This window comes from Marinomonas sp. ABL3_031 (assembly GCF_056161265.1).
In genome coordinates this window covers 79,099-102,354 of the sequence record NZ_JBSWYU010000009.1, presented here as the reverse complement: position 1 = coordinate 102,354, position 23,256 = coordinate 79,099, and the positions used below count along the sequence as shown (strand labels likewise).

At 42.4% G+C, this 23,256-nt stretch carries 19 protein-coding genes; 8 read left to right on the top strand and 11 right to left on the bottom strand.

Annotated features, from left to right (window positions below):
• Positions 1–2 precede the first annotated feature (2 nt).
• The 3 genes from ACXAH2_RS11385 to ACXAH2_RS11375 are packed head-to-tail and all read left to right on the top strand — an operon-like array spanning position 3 to position 2,384.
• Entirely contained in the window at positions 3–761 is a 759-nt protein-coding gene (locus ACXAH2_RS11385; protein ID WP_475078587.1) for a 5-oxoprolinase subunit PxpA, read from the top strand.
• A complete protein-coding gene (pxpB, locus tag ACXAH2_RS11380; RefSeq protein ID WP_475078586.1) occupies positions 758–1,471 on the top strand; it encodes a 5-oxoprolinase subunit PxpB in 714 nt (237 codons plus the stop codon). Before ACXAH2_RS11385 ends, pxpB begins: the two co-directional genes overlap by 4 nt.
• Positions 1,461–2,384 carry a 5-oxoprolinase subunit C family protein gene (locus ACXAH2_RS11375; RefSeq protein ID WP_475078585.1) on the top strand — a complete coding sequence of 308 codons (924 nt, stop codon included), beginning with the start codon at positions 1,461–1,463 and terminating at the stop codon, positions 2,382–2,384. The genes pxpB and ACXAH2_RS11375 overlap by 11 nt, the downstream gene beginning before the upstream one ends.
• 102 nt (positions 2,385–2,486) lie before the next feature.
• Here ACXAH2_RS11375 and ACXAH2_RS11370 read toward each other — a convergent pair whose 3' ends face one another.
• From ACXAH2_RS11370 to ACXAH2_RS11350, 5 genes are all read right to left on the bottom strand, one after another.
• Positions 2,487–2,825, bottom strand: a complete 339-nt coding sequence (locus ACXAH2_RS11370; protein WP_475078584.1) for a hypothetical protein — start codon at positions 2,823–2,825, stop codon at positions 2,487–2,489.
• A gap of 2 nt (positions 2,826–2,827) precedes the next feature.
• Complete coding sequence (locus ACXAH2_RS11365) at positions 2,828–3,052, bottom strand: hypothetical protein (protein ID WP_475078583.1); 225 nt, start codon at positions 3,050–3,052, stop codon at positions 2,828–2,830.
• Between the two features lie 111 nt (positions 3,053–3,163).
• A complete protein-coding gene (locus ACXAH2_RS11360) occupies positions 3,164–3,394 on the bottom strand; it encodes a hypothetical protein (RefSeq protein ID WP_475078581.1) in 231 nt (76 codons plus the stop codon).
• Positions 3,395–3,715: 321 nt separating this feature from the next.
• Positions 3,716–4,066, bottom strand: a complete 351-nt coding sequence (locus tag ACXAH2_RS11355; RefSeq protein WP_475078580.1) for a hypothetical protein — start codon at positions 4,064–4,066, stop codon at positions 3,716–3,718.
• Positions 4,048–5,388 (bottom strand): VENN motif pre-toxin domain-containing protein, encoded by a 1,341-nt coding sequence (locus tag ACXAH2_RS11350; RefSeq protein WP_475078579.1) that lies wholly within the window; start codon positions 5,386–5,388, stop codon positions 4,048–4,050. The genes ACXAH2_RS11355 and ACXAH2_RS11350 overlap by 19 nt, the downstream gene beginning before the upstream one ends.
• A 285-nt stretch (positions 5,389–5,673) precedes the next feature.
• Here ACXAH2_RS11350 and ACXAH2_RS11345 point away from each other — a divergent pair, with 285 nt between their 5' ends.
• The 3 genes from ACXAH2_RS11345 to ahpF all read left to right on the top strand — a co-directional run bounded on the left by ACXAH2_RS11345 (position 5,674) and on the right by ahpF (position 11,303).
• Positions 5,674–8,625, top strand: a complete 2,952-nt coding sequence (locus ACXAH2_RS11345; protein ID WP_475078578.1) for an Hpt domain-containing response regulator — start codon at positions 5,674–5,676, stop codon at positions 8,623–8,625.
• 396 nt (positions 8,626–9,021) lie between these two features.
• Positions 9,022–9,579: an alkyl hydroperoxide reductase subunit C gene (gene ahpC, locus ACXAH2_RS11340; protein ID WP_475078577.1), complete on the top strand. Its 558-nt coding sequence runs from the start codon at positions 9,022–9,024 to the stop codon at positions 9,577–9,579.
• Positions 9,580–9,755: 176 nt separating this feature from the next.
• Positions 9,756–11,303 carry an alkyl hydroperoxide reductase subunit F gene (ahpF, locus tag ACXAH2_RS11335; RefSeq protein ID WP_475078576.1) on the top strand — a complete coding sequence of 516 codons (1,548 nt, stop codon included), beginning with the start codon at positions 9,756–9,758 and terminating at the stop codon, positions 11,301–11,303.
• A gap of 331 nt (positions 11,304–11,634) precedes the next feature.
• Here the strand turns inward: ahpF and ACXAH2_RS11330 are convergent, their stop codons facing one another.
• From ACXAH2_RS11330 to ACXAH2_RS11320, 3 genes are all read right to left on the bottom strand, one after another.
• Positions 11,635–12,495 (bottom strand): delta-class carbonic anhydrase, encoded by an 861-nt coding sequence (locus tag ACXAH2_RS11330; RefSeq protein WP_475078575.1) that lies wholly within the window; start codon positions 12,493–12,495, stop codon positions 11,635–11,637.
• 551 nt (positions 12,496–13,046) lie between these two features.
• A complete protein-coding gene (locus ACXAH2_RS11325) occupies positions 13,047–13,607 on the bottom strand; it encodes an HdeD family acid-resistance protein (RefSeq protein ID WP_475078574.1) in 561 nt (186 codons plus the stop codon).
• Between the two features lie 165 nt (positions 13,608–13,772).
• A complete protein-coding gene (locus tag ACXAH2_RS11320) occupies positions 13,773–14,621 on the bottom strand; it encodes a LysR substrate-binding domain-containing protein (RefSeq protein ID WP_475078573.1) in 849 nt (282 codons plus the stop codon).
• Positions 14,622–14,743: 122 nt separating this feature from the next.
• Between ACXAH2_RS11320 and ACXAH2_RS11315 the strand changes: the two genes are divergently transcribed.
• On the top strand, positions 14,744–15,661 hold the full coding sequence (locus ACXAH2_RS11315) for a DMT family transporter (protein ID WP_475078572.1): 918 nt from the start codon (positions 14,744–14,746) through the stop codon (positions 15,659–15,661).
• 598 nt (positions 15,662–16,259) lie between these two features.
• On the opposite strand, the gene glmS is transcribed toward ACXAH2_RS11315, so the two are convergent.
• The 3 genes from glmS to ACXAH2_RS11300 form a co-directional block, all read right to left on the bottom strand.
• The gene (gene glmS / locus ACXAH2_RS11310) at positions 16,260–18,071 is read right to left on the bottom strand and encodes a glutamine--fructose-6-phosphate transaminase (isomerizing) (protein ID WP_475078571.1); all 1,812 of its coding nucleotides are present in this window, start codon (positions 18,069–18,071) and stop codon (positions 16,260–16,262) included.
• Between the two features lie 184 nt (positions 18,072–18,255).
• Complete coding sequence (locus ACXAH2_RS11305) at positions 18,256–20,865, bottom strand: response regulator (RefSeq protein ID WP_475078570.1); 2,610 nt, start codon at positions 20,863–20,865, stop codon at positions 18,256–18,258.
• A 74-nt stretch (positions 20,866–20,939) separates the two neighbouring features.
• Positions 20,940–21,902 (bottom strand): NAD-dependent epimerase/dehydratase family protein, encoded by a 963-nt coding sequence (locus ACXAH2_RS11300; RefSeq protein WP_475078569.1) that lies wholly within the window; start codon positions 21,900–21,902, stop codon positions 20,940–20,942.
• A gap of 214 nt (positions 21,903–22,116) precedes the next feature.
• Between ACXAH2_RS11300 and ACXAH2_RS11295 the strand changes: the two genes are divergently transcribed.
• On the top strand, positions 22,117–23,154 hold the full coding sequence (locus tag ACXAH2_RS11295; RefSeq protein ID WP_475078568.1) for a glycosyltransferase family 4 protein: 1,038 nt from the start codon (positions 22,117–22,119) through the stop codon (positions 23,152–23,154).
• The last annotated feature ends 102 nt before the right edge of the window (positions 23,155–23,256 follow it).

Below are 23,256 nucleotides of genomic sequence, written 5' to 3'. Positions count from 1 at the left end.
AAATGAAATTGAATTGCGACATGGGCGAAGCGTTCGGTGCTTGGAAAATGGGCGAAGACACGCACATCATGCCCTTTGTAGATCAAGCCAATGTGGCCTGCGGCTTCCACGCCTCAGACCCACTGACCATGAGCAAAACCGTGGCACTGGCCAAACAACATGGGGTCACCATAGGCGCACACCCAGCCTACCCAGATTTGATAGGGTTTGGGCGTCGCAATATGGACGTTGCACCTGCCGAGCTGAAAGCGCTGATTCAATATCAAATCGGCGCTTTACAAGGCATTTGCCAAAGTCACGAGACTCAGCTGAGTTACGTTAAACCCCATGGCGCTTTGTACAATCAAATGATGACAGACGTTTCCATTTTGGAAACCGTCATGCAAGCCGTGAGTGAACTGGACACCTCTTTGACGCTCATGGTGATGGCGATTCCGGAAGCGGAACAAGTCAAACAGTTAGCACAAAAATACGCCTTGAATGTTTGGTTTGAAGCCTTTGCTGATCGTTTGTACACAGACGAAGGCCGTCTCACGCCGCGTAAGTTACCAAATGCCGTTCATGCCAGCTTCGAGCTCATTGAACAACAAGTAGAACAATTATGTAAAACCAGCACCCTAACCACAGCATCAGGAAAGACCTTGACCATTCACGCCGACACCATTTGCGTGCATGGTGACGGCGCCCATGCCGTGGATGCAGTAAAACGTATTCGCAAGCTAGTCAATACCACTCAACAAAACAACACGACAACATCATGAACCAAACCGTTTCCCCCTTATTACCTGACATGGAAATGGTCAGTGATAATGCCTGTCTGCTGACCTTTAGCCAGACCATCTGCGAAGCCATTTCTGATCGCATCGCCCAAGTCAGTCATAAATTGAGCAAATTGCCTGGTATTATTGATTTAGTGCCTTCCTATACCACCTTACTGGTGGTATTCGATGGCGACCATTTTGACCGCTATGCCATTTGCAAAGCCATTCGTCAGCTCATCCTTGAGATAGACCCTAACGATGCCTTATTGGATGACGTGCGCGACATCATTATTCCTGTGTACTACGGCGACGATGTCGGGCCAGATTTGGCCCAAGTGGCTAGCCATTGCGGCATGACCAAAGAGCAAGTCATCGAATGTCACAGTGCGCAAACCTATCGAGCGTTAGTCATAGGCTTCACCCCCGGCTTTGCTTTTCTTGGCAATACACCAAAACAACTGCACATTGGGCGTAAAACCACGCCACGTTTAAAAGTCCCCATTGGCAGTGTCGCCATTGCTGAAAACCAAACTGCGATCTACCCCAGTGTGAGCCCAGGTGGTTGGCAAATCATAGGTCGTACACCGATCAAATTGATCGATTGGGGCAGCGAGAACCTAGCCCTGATTGCCATGGGCGACAAAGTACGTTTTGAACCCATTTCCCGTAAAGAATTTATCGCACAAGGAGGCTCGCTGGATGGCTTTTAAAGTAATCAAACCTGGCATGCTCACCTTACTACAAGATCTGGGTCGTTATGGACATCAAGCCATAGGCGTCACCACTGGCGGCCCCATGGATGAACTGGCGTTTCGTTGGGCCAATGCCTTGTTAGACAATGACGACAATGCCCAGCAATTGGAAATTACCTTCGGTTTACTGAGTTTAGAAGCCCAAGCCAATACCTGCATCGCCTTAACCGGTGCCGACTTGGGTGCCTCACTGAATGGTAAAAGCCTGACGCCATGGCAAACCTACCCAGTGAAAAAAGGCGACCTATTGAATTTTCAACAACCCATTTGGGGATTACGCGCGTATTTGGCGGTGAAGGGCGGTTTTCAATGTGAAACCACTCTTGGTAGTGTCGCTACCGTGATGCGGGAGAAAATTGGCGGCTTAACCGGCAAAGGCGATAAATTACAAAAAGACGATATCTTGCCGTTTAATGCAAGTGATCAGCACCAGCAAAGATCTGTTCCTCGAGCGGCCATTCCCGATTACAGTCAATCCGACATTCCACTGGTATTGGCTTATCAGTATCGAAGTTTTTCGGACTTACAAAGAGCACACTTTTTCTCCAGTGATTACCAAGTCTCATCAAACAGTGACCGTATGGGCTATCGTTTAGAAGGCAATGCCATACAAGGGGACACCACAGGCATTATTTCAGAAGGCATTGCCTATGGCTCAGTGCAAATCCCCAAAGACGGCCAACCCATCGTTTTACTGCGCGACCGACAAACCATTGGTGGCTACCCCAAAATGGGCTGCATAACCCGCTTTGGTGGTACGTTACTGGCACAAAAGAAACCCGGCGATGTCATCCAATTTACCCCTGTTACAATCGATCAGGCAGAACATGAAAGACATCTGCAAATGGCCCGTTTACAACAGTGGCGTTAACCTATTCCAACCAAGCTATCTTAGCAGGCGTTAATAACTCAATTAACGCCCACCAGCCACTTTGACCGCTCGCTGTTTAAAGGAATAAGAGCTGTTTTATCATCACTTTAGATCTTTAAATTGTTCAGGATCTTTAGGATATGGCCAAGCAACCCCGCCTATAGTTACAGCTTCCAACTCCAATTTATTTTCACTAACCACAGTGCACATAAACGAGCCTCCATGAGGAAAGTCGGGATGGCTAAAATTATATTCCCACATGCGAATGTCCGGTACTTTAGCAAGTGATGATTTTAATTTTATCGTTGAATAAAAACCGACGCCTGTTTCTTCCCAATCGATACTCTCTGCTTCATAAATGCGCTCTTTGATAGCCATACTTAGATCATTTTCACTACGAAAAATAAGTTTAAGTGCTAGCGTTTCCTGTTGTTTCAACATAATCAAAACTCCTTTTTGGCTATGGTTGATATCCTAAATACGCCGTCGATGACTTTGCCTTTAATGCTTACAGGAGTATCACCAACCTTTACCGTCACCCATGAGCCAGTTTGATAGTTATTATTGGCAATGCCTTGCGCTGATTTTTGTAGTTCTTTCAACGCCGCTTCGGGAGAGCCAAGTTTATCCAATAGTTTTGTGGGAGTATCTCCACCTCTTCCGAACAAGTGATGAATATCATTCTTATTATACTTTGTAACAACATCATTTAACTTACTCGCTGCGTTTTTTGTAAAATTAGTGGAGCGCCAAAAGGCGAACCACTAATGTTATATCAGCTACAACATTTTCATCACTTTCTTAAGACGGGCTATAACAGTCTCTTCATCATATAAGAAGTCTCCTCCCCCTGGACGATAGGTTGCAAGCATTTCTACAGTATCTTGTATATATTCATCATCAGGATACGAATCATCTAAAGCAACCTCAATCTCATTCGCTAAAACAATGGACACATCTTTCTTAGTGATAAATCTATTAATTATACGTTTTATTTCTTGCTTACTCATGGCTATTTCTTTTTAGAGTTAACTACAGTAATAACACGAGAACCAGTCACTTTAACCGCACATTGTTTAAAGGAATAAAAGCTGTGATGATATTTGAGAAAATTTAAACTGGCTCAATTGCTAGATTGAGCCCTAAAAGAAGTTAAAGGGGTTTCTAACTTATTGAAAAGGTTAAGAACTTAAAGTGTGTGTCTTGTTAAATTACTTGTTGAAAATATTAAGACCTTAAGGTGGGTGTCTTGTTAAATTTACTTTTTTTAGCCAGTCAACTAAGTTATGCCTGTCCTGTATTATTTCTTTTATAATATAAGCCTGAATCCGTTAAGTTTTTAGAAACATTCTGGCTGAATTATTTTTATGATTCAAAATAATGAGCTCATCTCCTGCTAACATAACACTCGAAGAAATTATATATTTTGAATTATAAGCAGACACAAGATCAAGCCTGTAGACATCACTTATATTTGTTTCTACAAAAAAACCGAAGCTTTCCTTCACTTTTTTATTTACAGCAGCATCATCACGAGAACTAATATAACACTGATATATTTCTATTTTTCCTACATTTAAAACTGCTTCAAAGAAAAAATATTTAACAAAAAAACTTCCTCCATTATGAATATCTGCTTCAACATTAATACTAGTTCTATATGTTATTTCTCTTGAAACCATCCTTTCACCACCTCCCAATCTTTGTTGCTTATATTCACTGGTTTCACATTTTTTTCAATTAAAAATTTGAGTTCTTGGCCGTACATACCAATAGGCCGACCAAAATCATCAACAAAATCAGTTTTTGTTGATGGTGTTGGTTTTGTTGTAATCGCAAAGTCATCACCTCTCTTGATAGCCTCATCTAAGAGAGGCTTATTGTATACATCCCAAAACCTATCTCCTTTATAAGTAACTGTAGCTGGTATCGTAGGAATATTTAACAAGTTGAATCCTCCCTTTTTTTCACCTATATCATAAGTTTTTGGATAGTCCAAAAGTTCTAACGTTTCTCTTGTACCTGAACCTTGATAATCGTACTTACCTAAAATAGTTGTAGTTTTCTCTGGATTTGAATAAATTACAATCTCATTAGATAAGTTAATTTGATTCGGCTGAGTACCTACAATGACTTGAGGAGTTTTTTGGTTTAAATGTCCAAAATCACTCTCAGCCTCAAACGAACCATTATTACCAGACAAGCCCGTACCATCGCCACTATGTTTATTTAAGCTTAAATCTACATCCGGCGTTGTAAGAGAAGCGGTTCTCGCGGCTGGAACCACCACTGATAATATGATACCGCTTCCTTTTAAAAATTCCTGCGTTTTGGGATCCAGTTCATTACACGCACCACTAACAGTTTTACCTGTTTTCTCATCGACATACGTCACCATTTCATTAGTAAAAGAACCTATATCCGCCTTAACATCCGCTACCGCTTGGGTAAGTTCTGGTGCTACTTCATACGCGGCCGCATCAACAACTTCATTGATATCATCAAGCGTTTCACTAATCGTATCTTCACCTCGACCAATTTTCATGGCGCCTTCTGCAGGACTTCCTTCACCTTCTGACGTTAAATACGCAAGAATTCCGATTAAACCAGCACCAACACAAGCACCTCCACAGAGAAAATTATTCTCCACCGCATTCTCAGCCAGTTGCCCTGCCGCAACCGAATCACTGGCATCCCCGCCAGTCGCAACGGACGCAGTTGCCGATGCGGCGCTTAGGATAGCTACGATAGTATCTTGCTGGTCTTCATTTAAGTCATTCGGATCGGTGTTGCCATAGAGCCATTCTTTCAATACGGGCGCGGCGGCTTCGGAACCGGCGGCCGCAAGACCTGCGGTGGTGGCGTCGTTGCCACCCGCTGAGGCGACGGCAGCAGCGAGGATGCCATGCGCTAAGACGTGGGCGCTTTCTTGCGCACCGGTTAACTGGCCATTTTCGTTGTCGGCTGCCATTCCTTTGAAGTATTGACCGATGCTGTAAGACAAGGCTGGTGACGCGAAGATATGTCCAGTCTAAAACGACAATTTGTTTATTTTTTAGACGTCTCTTTTTTCCTTGTTTTTTTACATTCCGTATCCGCTGGATAAAAGTGCGCAACATTCCGACGGCCAATCTTACACATCATGACACATCTCCGTCTGAGATTTACTCGGCTTTCGATTAACCTTATTCCCATATTGAATGAGGTGAGTTTTTTCCACGTTAGTCTATTTAACGCTTTCGCTCCCTCCTTACTGTGTTTGATATCGATTGTTGATCAGGTTGTGAATATGCGAATAGATAAGCGGTTTAAAAATACGAGTTCACTGTTAGTCTGGGGAATGACTGTTGTTATTCTGTTGGCCATTGTGGTTAGTGCATTCATTATGCTGAGTACCCTGTCTACATTACGAATTCAGCAACAAACCCTTATGGAACAGCAAAACATCATATTGCGTTCTACTGCGCATCTAGGTGACATAGTTCCCGACAAACATAATAACCTTCAACAGCACCTTGTCGAGCAAGACTACGCACACCAGCCGGACAACCAAGCTTGGTTGAAAGAATACCGAATCACAGTCGATAATCTGTTGGCAAACGCCACTCAATATGAAGAAATTCTTGCCATTGGGCAACAAGTCCAACAACAAGGAATGATGACGGAAAGGCTGTTTCAGGACATCGAAAACTGGCGTCAAAGACAGGCGGATTTTGCTGCTCAAAGTCAGTTTCAAAGCTTCATTGAGAAAGCACAGCTCAAAATAGACGCCCTGCGCAGTTTAGCAAATGCTCTCAATAACCAATATCGCCAAACGCAAGTCAGTAAGCTTAACGCATCGAACGACACGGCCACGAACCCACAAGATGGCTTAATTCAGTATTACCAGAATTTACGTAACAGCCCACTAGATAAGGCCTTGGTCATCGTCTTAGAAAACATTGCTATGCTGGATTCCAGTGTATTTGCCTTGCTATACAGTGAGCAAAAAATGGAAATAGACCAGATCAGTGACAATCTGGTTACACCATCCATATTGATGCTTGGAGACGCCATCAGCACCATTCAGGCAATGTACCCAGCCTATGCTGACAGCCTTGCTCGTCAGCTAGAGGAATTCAAAACCGTACTTTATGGGGATGGCTATCAGTATGCTCAGGACGACGTTAGCTTTGTCTTTATGCCACAAAGTTTGATGGGCGAGTTGTATCAAAAAATGTCATTCACACAAGAAACCCAATTATTGGCTGAGGCCTTGGACAATGCCCTTTTGCCGATTGAAAACTCTCTTGATCAAATCACTCAGCAAGTGCAACAAGCCTCGTATCGTTTCGAGCAACAAGCCGATCAGGCGTGGCAAGCCGTGGCCATACAGGTCGGAGTAATCTGCTTGATTACTTTGTTCATCACCCTGATTCTCGCTTGGTTAATTACTCGTAACCTACGCAAACAACGCCAACACGCCGTGCAAAGTGAGGACAGATTCCGCGCTATGTTTGAAATGACACCGGATCCTGCTTGGATCATGATCAATGAACGTATTGTGGAAAGTAATCAAGCGGCTTCAAGCAAGTTCAAGGCCTTACACACTAGCTTAAATGGTCAATCCATTGCCAGTTTATCGCCCTCCATTCAAGCCAATGGCAAAACCAGCTTGGACGTACACTACGCCTTATTGGATGCAGTGAGAGAAAATGGCACGGGCAAAACTGAGTGGCTTTTCAAAGGCGAACAGCACAAGCCGATTTATGCTGACATGGCATTAGTAACCGTGACCTATCAGAATCAAGAAGCCATCCTATGCATCTGGCGAGACATTACCAAGCGTCAACCAACACAAGCGACTTCGTCTTCTTACCCAATACCATCAGCGCAAGCAGTCAAAGTATCAGAGGCAGAGCAGCAGCAAGTCAAAGAGAGTGCTGAAAGTGCTTATCAGGTTTCAGCTGATCAGGCCTCAGAACCAAGCAAGATCAAGCGTGTTTTGCTCGTCAATAACAATGATGCAACTCGAGATCTGCTGATTGCCGATGTGAACACCCTTGGGTTGGGATGCGATGCCGTTAAAAATGTCCATCAAGCCATTGATAAAGTGCTCGAAGCGCAGCAATTGGGTCAGACCTATCAGCTGATTCTCATTGACTGGCAACTGTCTGCAACAGATGGGGTGGAAGCCAGCCGTCAAATCCTGTCCAGCCTGGCCGAAGCCCCTCCTGTGATTATCATGACACCAACGCACGGCATGAATAGTGTTAAAGCAATGGCAGAAGACTTAACTATCGCAGGTTTTCTCACCAAGCCTGTGACCTTACCCAGTTTATTTGATGCCATTGCCTTGTCTCACCGAGACATCAACGGCAGTCCTGTCATCATTAGTGATGAGGAATATTTGGCGACCGATTATCCTTATCTGTCCGGTGCAAAAGTCCTATTAGTCGAGGACAACGATATCAATCGCGAATTGGCAGCGGAATTACTGAGAAAGCATCAGGTCGATCTGAGCCTGGCCACCAATGGCGCAGAAGCACTTGAGAAGATAGCAGAACAACCTTTCGATTTGGTGCTGATGGACTGTCAAATGCCGGTCATGGATGGCTATCAAGCCACACAAATCATTCGTCAGGACAATCAGTTCGATCAGTTACCCATCATTGCGTTAACCGCCAATGCGCTCAATAAGGATATGGACAAGGTGCATAAAGCTGGTATGAATGATCACATTACTAAGCCAATCGACATTCATTCCATGTTCAATACCATGTCGAAATGGCTAACATCGGATACATCTATGCCTCATACCTTGTCTTTACCGACAAGAAATGCCGCCTTGATCAGCGAATTCAATGCCTATGCTTTACCCGACATGCCACAACTGGATACTTATATCGGCTTGAAGCACGCACTTAGTCACCATTTATATATCCGCCTGTTGCAGCGTTTTATCGAAAAGCAACAAGACTTTATAGCGCTCTTTGAAAAAGCCATTGCCAAAGGCGCCATGGAAGACGCTCAACGTCATTGCCATACCCTAAAATCTATCGCCGCGACATTGGGCATGCATTATTTAAGTGAATTGGCCAAACAATTGGAAAAAAATTGCACTCAGCAGGAGGCTAAAATCGCCTTACAAATCGAGCTGGATACCATGTTAAGTGGCTTAATGATTTGGCAAAGCAGTATTTTTGGCCCTGCCGAAAGTACCGGTTCGTCAACTCATAAAGACAGACCTTCTGCAAATTGATAGACGGTGCCATGCATCATCATGGCCGAAAGGATAGGGTGGCTTATTGAAAGTCATGAAGCCAATAAAAAACCATCGCAACAGAGACTATGCTGTTTATGTCCGGATAAGAGGCCATCAATAATAGCTATATTATGGGTAAGCACTTCAATACTAGCCAACGCCTACGAGGTTATTCGCTGGTGTTTCCATGATGGCGAGTCAAACCAGTACTCTCAAAAAAACACTAGCCAAAAAAGCAGTCGCCAAAAAGTACCGCAGCGAAACAGACAGTGCTTTTTGCTCCGTATTATAGCTTTTTTAAATCGACATACTAAATAATAACAATTTTATCAATCGACCTTTCTCTCCTAATATAGCCCCTGTTGGTAACGCAAACACATTAGGAGACAGACAATGATCAACACTCAAATCAAACCTTTCAACGCAACGGCTTTCAAAGAAGGCGAGTTCGTAGAAGTTTCTGAAAAAGATGTACTAGGCAAATGGGCTGTATTTTTCTTCTACCCAGCTGACTTTACATTTGTATGCCCAACTGAACTTGGTGACGTTGCAGACAAATACGAAGAGCTTCAAAAATTGGGCGTAGAAGTATTCTCTGTTTCTACAGACACACACTTCACTCACAAAGCGTGGCACGACAGTTCTGACACTATCGGTAAAATCAACTACTACATGCTAGGCGACCAAAATGGCAGCATCACTAACAACTTCGGTGTGATGCGTGAAGGCCAAGGCCTTGCTGACCGTGCTACTTTCTTGATCGATCCTGAAGGTACTATCCAAGCAATGGAAATCACTGCAGAAGGTATCGGTCGTGACGCAGACGATCTAATGCGTAAAGTGAAAGCCGCTCAGTACGTTGCTGCTCACCCAGGTGAAGTATGCCCTGCTAAGTGGAAAGAAGGTGAAGCGACATTGGCACCTTCTCTAGACCTAGTCGGCAAAATCTAAGTCGACTCTCCTAATGGTTGGGCGCGCCGCGTCCAACCTTGGGCTTAACCAGTTTTGGTATTTTCGCCCGCAACACAAAAACTTTCGGTGCAATCGCCTCAAGCTGAGCTTGATAGGCTTGGATTTTTACGCCCGAATTTTACAGTAATCCTCAACGATAAAACGGATTAAACACTATGTTAGACGCAAATATGAAACAACAGTTGGGCACGTACCTTCAAAATATCGTTAATCCGATTGAGATTACTGTGTCTTCAAATGGCAATGATAAGTCAGCAGAGTTAATTTCTCTTGCTCAGGATATTGAATCCCTAAACACCTATAAAATTGCTTTAACCATTGATGAGAACCCAAGCGGTCGAGCACCTCAAATGGCCATCGCGCCGAAAGGTGAAGCACCTCGTGTTCGCTTTGCAGGCATCCCAATGGGTCACGAATTTACCTCTCTTGTGTTGGCATTATTGCAAGCCGGTGGTCACCCATCGAAAGCCACACAGGAAACCCTAGAACAAATTAAAGGTCTAGACGCTGAACTGAATTTTGAGGTGTACATTTCCCTCACCTGTCATAACTGTCCTGACGTGGTTCAAGCCGTTAACCTAATGGCGGTACTCAATCCGAAGGTCACCGCCACCATGATAGATGGCGCTTTATTCCAAAGCGAAGTAGACGAACGCAACATCATGGCCGTGCCTGCGGTTTACTTAAATGGTGAACACTTTGGTCAAGGTCGTATGGCCTTAGATGAGATCCTCAACAAGGTCGACACAGGTGCTTCAGACAAACAAGCTGCGGCCTTATCTGAAAAAGCCCCATACGATGTCTTGGTGGTGGGCGGTGGCCCAGCGGGGGCTTCTGCTGCCATTTATGCTGCACGTAAAGGCATTCGTACTGGTGTGGTAGCCGAGCGTTTTGGTGGTCAAGTGGCCGATACCATGGCCATTGAAAACTTCATTTCTGTCAAAGCCACTGACGGTCCAAAACTCGTCACCGGTCTGGAGCAACACGTATTAGATTATGATGTTGATGTAATGAAGACACAAAAAGCCGTACGTCTAGAGAAAAAAGACTTGGTCGAAGTGGAAATGGAGAACGGTGCCATTTTGAAGAGTAAATCAGTCGTTTTGGCAACGGGTGCTCGTTGGAGAGAAATGAACGTACCAGGCGAACAAGAATATCGTGGTAAGGGGGTTGCTTACTGCCCACACTGTGATGGCCCCTTGTTCAAAGGCAAGAAAACCGCTGTGATTGGTGGTGGTAACTCTGGTATCGAAGCCGCTATTGATCTAGCAGGTATCGTTGAACAGGTTACCGTACTGGAATTTGGCGACACATTACGCGCTGACGATGTGTTGGTGAAAAAGGCGGAGTCTCTTGCCAATGTCACCATCATCAAAAATGCCATGACTACCGAAGTCTTAGGCGACGGTGAACGTGTGATTGGTTTGAAATACACAGACCGCAAGACAGATGAAGCCCACTTATTGGATGTGGCCGGTATCTTCGTTCAAATTGGCTTGGTGCCAAACAGCGAATTCCTTAAAGATACGCTGGAACTGACCAACCGTGGCGAAATCGTCATCAATGGTCATGGTGAAACCTCCATGCCTGGCGTCTTTGCCGCAGGGGATGTCACCACTGCTCCTTACAAGCAGATCATCATCTCCATGGGATCAGGGGCAACGGCAGCCCTAGGTGCATTCGATTACCTCATCCGTAACTAAACGAATTAGGTAATAAATTGACTGAGCGGAGTTCCCATTCTAACCGCTCAGTCACTATGCCATTCTGTTTTCGCCTCTTGTGGTCTTGCAGCTCAAGAGGCTTTTTTGTGGCAAATAGCTTTTTTAGTTACCAATCCTACGCATACTTCAGGTCATCAGGGACAAGCGCCTTCTGCAAATTCTTATGAAGAATAAAGTGAGCAGAGCATAATGCTTGTGCATGTTTCTTAGGTCGGTATGTTTCTTAGAAAAGCTGGTATGAAAGAAGTAACACTAGAGAGGACACCATTAAAGCTCTCATGCCAAGAGCTCTAATGGTGTGATGGCCAATTTAATTTGACATGTTAGACAGCAAATCTGGATTCGTCACCAAATTTCTCACGCCATGAGCGTGGTCTTCTTTGAAGACATTGTCACTGTCACACCAATCACCAACTGAGCTAATGCTGACTTTCTGTACCTTAGGACGAACATTCCATGTGACCTGATAAGGCGATGCTTTTTCGTTGTAACCCGGCCCTGTTGTAGAACCCGCATAGCTGACGGGTGTTCCAGTATTATTTGGAATCTCCGTGGCTTGATAATAGCCATCTCGCTTGCCATAGGCTGTTAATTTTTCAAAGTCCAATGCCTTATCATCATTAACGACAACGTATACTTGCGCTTCAACACGTAACTGAGGATTCTTTATTTCATCACTAATACACGAAGCCAAAGTTGGACCCGGTTTTATTTGCGCTGAAGAGTAAACATAGTGTACTTCGATAGTATCACCCGGTAAGACTTTGCTGTGTTTGCTCTTACACACAGCGCCACCTTTAATCGGCTGCAACTCTTGAGCACTCAGCTTACCATTATATAGATAACCCGTTTGGTAACCTTCACCATCGCCATTACCAGCATAAGTAGTAAATTCTCCACCTTTATGCTCGGCGTTTTTATGGAAATGTATATTACAAAGGTTCATCTTGGTCGCTACAGGTGCCTCCCCAAAAGTCAAAATATTACGCCCAAACTTACGCTCAATATCCCTCGGAGCTTGTGGCCCGTAACCTTTACCATAGCTACTTTCAGCTAACTTATGTCGCTGTTCACTGATCGTTTCGTCCGCAACCATATTAGATTCACTTGCGAAAACAAAACTGGTAAACACACTTAACCCTAATGCACTCATTACCTTTTTCAATTCCATTTATACTTCCTCATGTTGCCAGTTGAAAATATCAACAAGACCTTTTTCAGGATTACTGCACAAACCACTATCCTGTTCTGAAATAGACTCAAGATACTGAGTAATCACTCATCGGTACTCTGTTGGTGAATTTAGATCTTGTTTTTACTCAAGCTTACGCGCCAAGATCTTGTTAAATTGGATAGCAGAGTCCCTTAAACAGGCTCAAGATATCCACATTTCATACTATCAACACCCTCTTATTGAAAGATTACAAATGGGTCTCTTTCCTTTTATTTGCATGCTTTTTCCACACAGAGAGTCATTTTTGCCTTATTCCGATAAAATTCGTTCGAGTGACATATGATTCCCCCATGACGGGTTGTTCTGATTTTGGCACCAAACAACACCGCAATCGTTTTGCATTCTTTGTAGAATGCCGCAACCGACTTAGGTAAAAGTACTAAGATAATTCTTTGCTATCTAATGATAAACAAAAGCGCGGTGTTGAGCTTTTCTTAAAGATCACAAACACCGCTGAGATAGGATCACAGAGAGAGAAAAGGAAAGGGTTAACGAAAGGCTTTCACAAAGGCCAATAAGCCAAAGCCATTTAGAATCAGGTTAATACCTACAATGATACTCAAAAAAACCGGAGCGGCAGTCGGCAAATCCCACAACATCAGCACAGCAATCGCCATAGAGAGTAAAGCGGATAATGCCAAAGCGACTTGGTAGCTCACGTTCAGGTCACCTTTAAACAACCGAATGCCTTTCAATACGCCATCAAATCCGAATAAGATCGCCATAATGAGACCTAAACTCATGACACCACTTAATGGGTTGTTAAGCAGGATAAAAGCAACCAAGGCAAGAATTAGCCCGTTTATCAGATCAAAGACAACCCCTTGCCAGCGACGCATCAAAAACCCATGGGCAAAGTAGGTTACGGCAGCGAAGAACAAGGTCCAGCCAAGCACTTTCTCAATACCCAAAGCAAAAGTAGTGGGTGCAATGAGGGCATAAATACCAAGTACAATAAAGACGAAGCCAATGATGTTTAACAGTGTCCCATGCTTTTGCACTGCCTGCTGCAGAAGCTCCTTCGCGGATTGACGATCAAACGAAGACATAAAATTCCCTCTTTTTAAATTGCAAATTAATCAGTTAGCTATTTCAAACTTAACTGAAATTCTATCACCAGGTATTTGATACAGGATACGCTCAATCATTCAATCAATGTGGAGATTGATGAATTTTGTTTCCACAAACTATCCTAGAGGGCAACTGGCTAGAGATTAAACCGCTGTTGCTAACGCTACAAAAGCACTGATAGCACTGGCAGGGTTGTCTTTGCGCGATATTAAATAAGTCGTGGCTTGGGCAATATCCTCATCCACATGACGGTAGGCTAAGCCATCCGTTTGATGCAGAGACAACAGAGATTTCGGCACCATGCCTATGCCCATGCCCGCAACCACACAACCCAACATAGTGTAATGACTGGGTATTTCAATGACACGCTCACAGGTTAAATAGTGTCGTTTCAACCAGACTTCTAATCTGTGACGATAGGAACAACCTTTGTTGTAACCCACCATGGTCAATGCTGTCGGCAAACTGTCATTGCCTTGCCAAGCTTTTGGCATGATGAGCACCAACTCTTCTTCATAACAAGGACAACACAGTAATCTTGGATCATCCGGTGGATCCGATGCCATGACTAAATCCAACTCACCTTGCAATACTTTATCAATCAGCGGCGAAGAAGCAGCAGTCATCAGCTCTATCTGAACCTCGGGATAGCGAACATGATATTTGGACAACAGGGTAGGCAAGCGTGATGCCGCGCTGCTTTCCATCGATCCAAGCCTTAGCAAACCTGACGGCTCGGATTGTGTTAATTCAGCAATGGCGTTTTTCTGTAGTTGCAAAATTTGCTGAGTGTATTCCAGAAGTCGTAGGCCTGCGGACGTCACAACAAGACGATTATGTTCCCGAATAAACAAATCAATGTTTAGCTCCGCTTCCAATTTTTTAATTCGCGCTGTGACATTGGAAGGCACACGATGTAATGCTTCTGCGGCTCGCGTTACCCCTTTATGTTCTACAACAGCTTTAAACACAATCAGGTCAGATATTTCCATTACAAGCCCCCTTAAATCAATTTTATTCACCAATAATGAATGACTTATTCTTTATTATTCATTTTTAATGAAAATAAATACAGTCTAAACTGATCAAAAGTTAAACAAACGAGGACGCCACCATGACACAAGACTCTTTGCCGATAAAAGGCCTCGCTTATGCGCTTGCCGCTGTGGCGATTTGGACAGGTTTTATATTGGTATCCAAAGCTGGCAGCTTAGCATCGTTAGCTTTACCCGATATGATGATAGTGCGCTTTGGCACCGCATTTATCCTGTTTTCGCCTTTCATTTGGCAACACAGAGCCACCATTCTGCAATGGCGCATGTTGGTGCTAGGTTCTATTGGCGGCTTAGCCTATGCCTTATCCGTTTTTAATGGTTTCGCTAATGCTCCAGCCACACATGCAGCCTTGCTATTACCCGGTTTAATGCCGGTTATGATCGCTGTGTTTGCTTACTTTGTGGCAGGGGAGCGTCATTCTAGAGCTGCATGGCTAGGCATCTTTCTGAGCAGTCTGGGCATCATGGCATTATTAATAGAAGCCTTTACTTCTGGCCGTCAATATTGGTTAGGGGACAGTAGCTTTGTACTGGCCTGCGTCTTTTGGGGCATTTTTACTGTGTTATTAAGACGTTGGAAATTTGCTCCTTGGCCAGCCACTTTGGGAATTATCGCGGTCACCTTCATTCTGTTTGCGCCTGTTTACCTCGTGTTTTTGCCTCATCAAATTTTTGATGCTGCTTGGCAAATGGTAGGTCTACAAGCTTTTTATCAAGGCGTGATGGCGACCACAGTGCAAATGGTGTGTTACGGTCGCGCGGTTCATTTAATCGGTGCCACTCGCATGGGCAGCTTAATGGCATTAGTGCCCGTGTTTGCCAGCAGCTTAGCCGTGCCACTGTTCGATGAAGTTTGGAGCTTTGGACTGACGATTGCTCTGGTGAGTATTTTACTTGGCACTCTGGTTGGCAATCTACCTGTGACAAAAATCTTTCATAGACTACGCCGTATTACTACGCGTAAATATTATATTTAAAATTTAATTTCCAGCTTGAAAAAGCCGAGGCAAACACTCTATTTGCCTCGGCTTTTTACCTCTATCTATTTACCTTTATCTATTAATCTATAACCCCAAATGTATTGCAGAAACGCTGACTTGAATAATTCAATGACTGGAGCCACTTCTACATTAAACAGATTACCACCCTGTGTACCGTCCACTCCACCAGGGATATCTCCCATAGGCTTTACGCCTGATACCTCTCAAAGGCACAAAAAGTAGCTATATTGCCACTACAATGGTGAAGATGACCTTGTCATTTTCATAAAGACAAGGTTCACTGGCTGGATAAAAAATAACGCATTTTAGTTTGAAAATTAATATAAATTCACCATGAATAACTACACAAAACACTACCACGTAGAATAAATATGACTCCAATATTTCAAACATAGATAACCATAATCTATCCTTTACTAGGTTGTCTTCTTACTCTTACCGTTACTGTTAACCAAGAGAATCCTACTCATAACCGCTGCTGTTACTCTCACCTAGTCATTAATTTAACACCCCATCCATGGGGTAAGACGACAAAGGCAGCAAAGATTATGAGACTACCAAGTAGTCGAGATAATTATTCTACTGTTACTGATTTAGCCAGATTTCTGGGCTGATCCACATCCGTGCCTCGTTGTAGCGCTGTGAAATACGATAACAGCTGAACTGCTATGCTATAAGTAAAGGGGGCCAATGCTTCATGCAAGGTAGGCATCTCGATAAAGCAATCCACATATTCCTTACAAAATTCACACCCTAACTTATCACTGATCAAGATCACTTTTGCGCCTCGGGCCCGCACTTCTTGTAGGTTGGATACCGTTTTTTCAAACAACCTGTCATAAGGAGCAATCACCACAACGGGCATATTTTCATCAATCAAGGCAATCGGACCATGCTTGAGTTCTCCAGCGGCGTACCCTTCAGCATGAATGTAAGAAATCTCTTTCAACTTTAGCGCGCCTTCTAAAGCAATCGGGTAACATTGACCACGACCTAAAAAGATTGCACTGCTTGCCCCATCAAAAAACTGAGCAATTGACTCAATTTGATTGGCTTTCAATAAAGCCTTTTGCACTGCCTCCACTACATCTATTTCAGGGGTGTTACCCAGTTCATTAAAAACATTGTGTCCTGCATTTCTTTGCTGAGCAGCTCGTCTTACTAAGTCAAATAGTACGGCCAGTTGAGAAGTAAAAGCTTTGGTAGAGGCCACCCCTATTTCTGGTCCACATAAGGTTCGATAGACAAAATCCGATTCTCTGGCAATAGAGCTTTGTGGCGCATTGACCACAGACAAACAATACTGCTGTTTTGATTTAGCAAAGCGAAGTGCCGCTAAGGTATCAGCCGTTTCTCCACTTTGTGAAATAAATAGGCAACCACCTTGGTCAGACAGAGGAGGTTCTCGATAACGAAACTCCGAAGCCAGATCGACTTCCACACTCAAGTTAGCCATTCTTTCAAACCAGTATTTGGCGATTAAGCCAGCATAGTAGCTCGTTCCACAGGCAATAATTTGCAAGCGATCTAGCACACTAAAGTCCATCTCTTCTATTTGATTTAACGCAGTGCTTGCTAAACCTTCCCAAGTGCGAGTTAAGGCGTCAGGTTGTTCCAATATTTCTTTCAACATATAGTGATCATAACCTGCCTTAGTAGCCACAAACTGATTATGATCCACTGACACCCTATCTCGATTAACAGGATTACCATTAGCGTCGATAACATACACACTATCGGCTTTGACAATGGCAATATCATCTTCTTCTAAATAAAGTATTTCATCTGCCATTCCAGAAGTAGCAATCATATCGGAAGCAATAAAAGCAGATTCAGCGTTAAATCCCACCACTAGTGGACTACCACGTCGAGTCGCAATAATTTGATCTTCCATCCCGCGAATTAAAATACCCAAAGCAAAGGTACCCTGCACTTGTTGTAGCGCCTGCTGAATAGCTCTAGCCGGACACGAGTCAACCTGTAGAGAATTAGAAATCAGATGTGGCAGCACCTCAGTATCCGTTTCACTAACGAATTTAACACCAGCGGCACTAAGCTCTGCTCTTAATATATCGGCATTTTCAATAATTCCGTTATGAACCACAGCCACATTAATAGCAAGATGAGGATGGGCATTTACTTGATTCGGCTTACCGTGAGTTGCCCAACGGGTATGAGCAATACCTACTCGACCTTCTAATGGCATTTGCTCCATGGCAGCTTCTAAATTGAATAGCTTACCCGATGCTCGTCGACACAATACATTGCCGTTTTGTAAAGTCGCGATACCTGCTGAATCATAGCCTCGATACTCTAGCGCTTTTAAACCTCTTAATAAGGTCTGAGAAGCTTGTTTATCATTTACAACACCAAAAATGCCACACATACAATTCTCCAATTTAAGTACACTTAGAGAAGATATAGCGAGACTTATGCCAAGTTCTAAAATAAATACAAGATATTGATTTTTAAAGTTTTTTTAATCTAAAAAAAAAGAAAAATCTAAACATAGATAGATTTTTCTCATTTTGCAAAGCGCTAATCAAATAGCAAGATCGCATAATGCGAATTTAATTCGTCGCGAGTATTTGCTTGATTGAGTTTGATACCTGTTTACTTTCAACTGAAAATTTTTCCACCAGTTCCTGGTAATCCTGGATAAGAATATTTTCTTTAATAAATTCTATCTCACTGGCTATCGTTGCTAAATTAAAGGCACCAATAGCATAAGCACTGCCTTTTAATCTATGTCCAATAAAGCGAATTTTTACCAGATCTAATGGTACTTGACTTAGGTTTAACAATTGTTGTTTTACCTGACCTAGATCCGTTGCAAAACGCTCTATTAAGACTTCAAAATGCTGTCGCCCACAACCACATTCTTGCAGTGCTTTTTCCACCTCTAAACCGGGAAGTTGCGTTGGCCAGTTGCCCAATTCAACAACAGGAGAAGTTAAAATATTTACGATATTTTCACCTTCCTTATCGATCGCCAACCATTTAATTAAGCATGCATACAATTTTTCCGGCGAAATGGGCTTGGTCAGATAATCATTCATGCCTGCTTTTAATGACTTTTCACGGTCACCCTGCATGGCATTAGCTGTCATGGCGATAATTGGGATATCAGACCATTTTGGGTTTTTTCGAATCTGTACCGTTGCGCTATATCCATCTAGTATCGGCATTTGGATGTCCATTAAAATCAGATCAAACCTAGACGATTTTAAACAGGAAATCGCCTCTTCACCATTTTGCGCCAAAACCACTTCAGCATGCTGATTGATTAACAACTGACTGACGATTTGCGCATTGATAGGATGATCTTCTACAACAAGAATGCGCTTTCCCTTTAGATAACCCTGTTGCTCTTCTAATACGACAGCACTTTGATCTAACCAGTTATTATTCACCAAACGATTTGATAAGTGTTCTAAGACACTCATTGGTGTGATAAACCCACCTAAATAGTGAATATTTTCTAGTGGCTTATGACGTTCATCGTTTTGTTTATCAGCCAGCACCAAACAAGGCAACTTTTCTATGAATGGATGAGCTTGCAGGAGTTTGTTTAATTGATGAGTCACATCCTGTATGTCATTTGGTACGATAATAATCTTATCTAAAAAGCACTCAGGCTGATCGAGTATAGGAAATTGCTCATCTAGAAAAACATAATCATAACCTTGATTGAATAAATGAATATTCAAACCTTCGCGCATCCCCAGTAAACCAACTCGAAGCTCTTTGTCTTTCTGCTTTATGGCTGGCTTATCAAAAGCTTCAATCAGCGGCAAATAAAATGAGAATAGACTGCCTTTGCCTGATTGACTTTTTACCTTGATATCTCCCCCCATTAAACTGGCGAACCGCTTCGCAATAGCAAGGCCTAGGCCGGTACCACCGAATTGACGAGTCGTACTGGTATCTTCTTGACTGAAAGCGTCAAATAGGGATTCAATTTTGTTATGGGCAATGCCTATACCAGTATCTTGGACGTCAAAAACAAGCTGCCGATGAGTATTATGCTGCTCCTCTCGCACCGTTAAAGAGACTTCACCTGCATTGGTGAATTTAACCGCATTGCCCACCAAATTCATTAATATTTGATTAATTCGTAATGGGTCACCATGCAAAACATCTGGAATGGAAAAATCTCTTTCCACCGAAAAAACAATGCCTTTGTCTTGAGCATTAAAGGAGTTGATAACGTAAATTTGCTCTAATATAGAATCCAGATGAAAATCAATTTTCTCTATTTCTATTTTACCGGATTCGACCTTTGAAAAATCTAAAATATCATTAATTATAATTAATAGATTATCCGCGGAACGCTGCATCTTACGCAGATAATCTGTTTGTTCTTCAGTAAGTTGTGTATTATTTAGCAAATGTCCTAACCCTATTATGCCATTCATAGGGGTACGTATTTCATGACTCATAGTGGCCAGAAAATCGGATTTTGCCCGAGTAGCAGATTCAGCTTTTTGCACGGCTTCTTCTAATTTCGATGCAATTTTTAAGGTTTGATTATGCTCTTTGTCCGTGCGTTTATTTTGCAACACCAATTCAACCACTAGCATAGCCACAGAAATCACCAAAAAACCTAATAAATATGAAAAATAGCTATACAAATTCACTAGATTTTCTCTCGCATCGGCATTTATATTTGCATCAAAACGCAGCACCTCTAATTCAATTTCTTGATTGATGTCGATAGCATAATTTAAATAAGATACAATTTGATTAACTGACTGAGAAAAAGACTCTGTGGACATAAAAAAAGTTTCTAATGAATAAATAATGTCGCTCATTTTTACAATTTCAGAATTTATTCCATCAATTCTCTGATAAAATCGAGCCAACAAACCTTTATTCATTAAATTAATTCGGCTGTATAAAATATCGTAACGTAAAATGATATCACTCTCATTTTCTGGATTTTTGAGATGATTTAATAATGCCACTTGCAAACGAAGAATTTCTTTTTCTACTTGATGCACTGCCCGCAAGGCATTTTCTTCTGCTGGAGAAGATAACTTATCTTGTTGATCTGTAATTTTTTCATACAACAAAACAGAGACAAAAAGAAAAAATACACTGATTAAACCTAGTAACCAAAGACGCCAATGTTGTTTTTTTTGACCTTTGTTTTTTATCTTGTTACTTTTATTTTTCATACCACCTTCCTAAATAAGGCGCTGTATGAAAATTAAAAAAATCATATACAGCACCGTGTAGGACATGTTAACAATCACTTCAAAGCGGAACCTTTTTGTTGATATGTTTGATTTTGATTCGGTTGAAATTTTAACATTTCGATTAACCCCAAACCTAAATCATAATCAGGCTTTATTCCAAAGAAACGTAATAATTTACTAGGATCACCAAGAGAAATTTGAATGTCTCCGGTTCTTTTTGGTTGGAAGTTTAATGCCACATCATAGCCCACTACTGAAAACAAGGTTTCAGCAAGATCTTTAATACTGCATGGCTTGCCAGTACAAATGTTAAATACAGGGGCATTGCATTTCGCTTTCTCCATGCCACTAATTAAATACTTCACAACGTCTTTTACATACACAAAGTCACGAATCTGGCTGCCATCGCCGTAAAGAGTCAGGTCTTGATGTTGCATAATGCGGTCAGTAAAAATAGATATCACACCACTGTATGGTGAGCTAGGGTCTTGACGTTCTCCAAACACATTGAAAAAGCGGAATCCCATGGTAGGAACTTTGTGAATCATACCAGCCACTCTGGCCTGCAATTCACAGGCTAACTTATCCACACCGTATGCGGTGAGGGGTCTCACTTGACTCTGCTCAGACAATGGAATGCTAGCATTATCTCCATATACCGCAGCAGAAGAGGCATAAACTACGGGGATTTTTTTTGCTAGTTGTGCACATATCTCTAACAAAGTCACCATACCTGACTGGTTAACCGTATGTGTTTCCAACCACTCTTTATTCGACCTTTCCACTGAAGCAATCGCGGCTAAATGAAAACAACCGTCCACTTCTTGTAATAGTGACATCATCAAGACGCGATCACGAATATCCCCCACAAACAACTCAGCGCCTGCTGCGAGATTTTCTCGTTTACCGCTTGATAAATTATCTATCACGAATACTTTGTGGCCTAACTCAATTAATTTTTCACACAAATGTGAACCAATAAAACCACAGCCACCTGTTACTAAGTACTTTGCCATATTTCCTCCAATTACTCTTAATTTGCGTCACGAATAAAGGAGGTAAATCAAGCTTTATGCCAAACAAAAAAAGGCAAATTAAAACAATTAAATAGAAAAGAATATGGCAAGGTATTAATAATTTTTAAAACCCTTTTTGCATAATGCGAATGCTTATATGGTACGTCACTTGCAGTATTTACTAGGAACATTAGAAACTCTTTTGGAGTAACCTATGAATACTATTAGTTTGCTGCTTGATTCAAGTAAAAGTGGCGGTATAGAAAGCCATGTGAAAAATCTCGCCAAAGCCCTGCATCAAAGGGGGTTAAAGGTTCAAGTGATTGTCTGGAAACAATACAATGGGCAAACTCATCCTTTAGAGGAGCAAATGCGCAATGCCAATGTTCCTTTTCATTATGCAAATGGCCGCTTTTCTACTCTGATTTCCCTAGTAAAAAAAGGCTCCATTGTTCATAGTCATGGCTATAAGGCGAATCTACTCGCTAAACTTGGTAATGCCCTTGGTAAATGGTATGCCTTTCCAACCCATCATAATGGCGATCTAGGTGAAGGCTGGCTAAAGTGGTATGTTTTGTTGGATGAAATAACGTCGCGTTTATTTTCTCCGATTTCAGTGAGTAATGATATTTTTCAACGGTTAGGCAACAGAGGCCTTAAAGTAAAAAACTTTGTCTTCCCCCCAGAACAAGGTAATGCTAATTCTTCAAAATTAGAGCGACCATTAGGGCAAATCGCTTTCGTTGGTAGAATCAGCGAAGAAAAAGATCCCGAGGCATTTTGTCGGATCGGCTCCGCCATTATGGCAAGCCAACAAAATCCTCCTTGCTCTTTTCATGTTTATGGCAGCGGGGCAGAGCAAGACCAGCTAAAAGCAAAATATCCTCAGATTGTTTTTCATGGCGAACAAGATATGTCACGCCATTGGCCAGATATCGATTTACTTTGTATTACATCAAAAACGGAAGGTTTACCTTTGGCGGCATTAGAAGCTATGTCGCAAAGTATTCCAGTCATCTCCTTCGCCGTGGGCGACTTACCCAAATTAATACGTCATGGTAATAATGGCTGGCTTGTGCCTAAAGGCGAACACAATGTCATGAAAGAAACCTTATTAAACTGGGAAAAACTCAGCCCCAAGTCACGAAATGATATGAAATGCTGCGCTTATGAAACCATTAAACGTCATTATTCTGCCCATGCGGTGCTACCGACACTACTGAACCACTACCAGCAAAAGGGTAAAAGATAAGAAAGCATGAAAGAAGGTACGAATAAGTCAGTGGACTTGTTCGTACCATCCTTATCCCAATAACACTGTTGTCCTGGGTTTTAAGAACAACAGTGCTTTTAC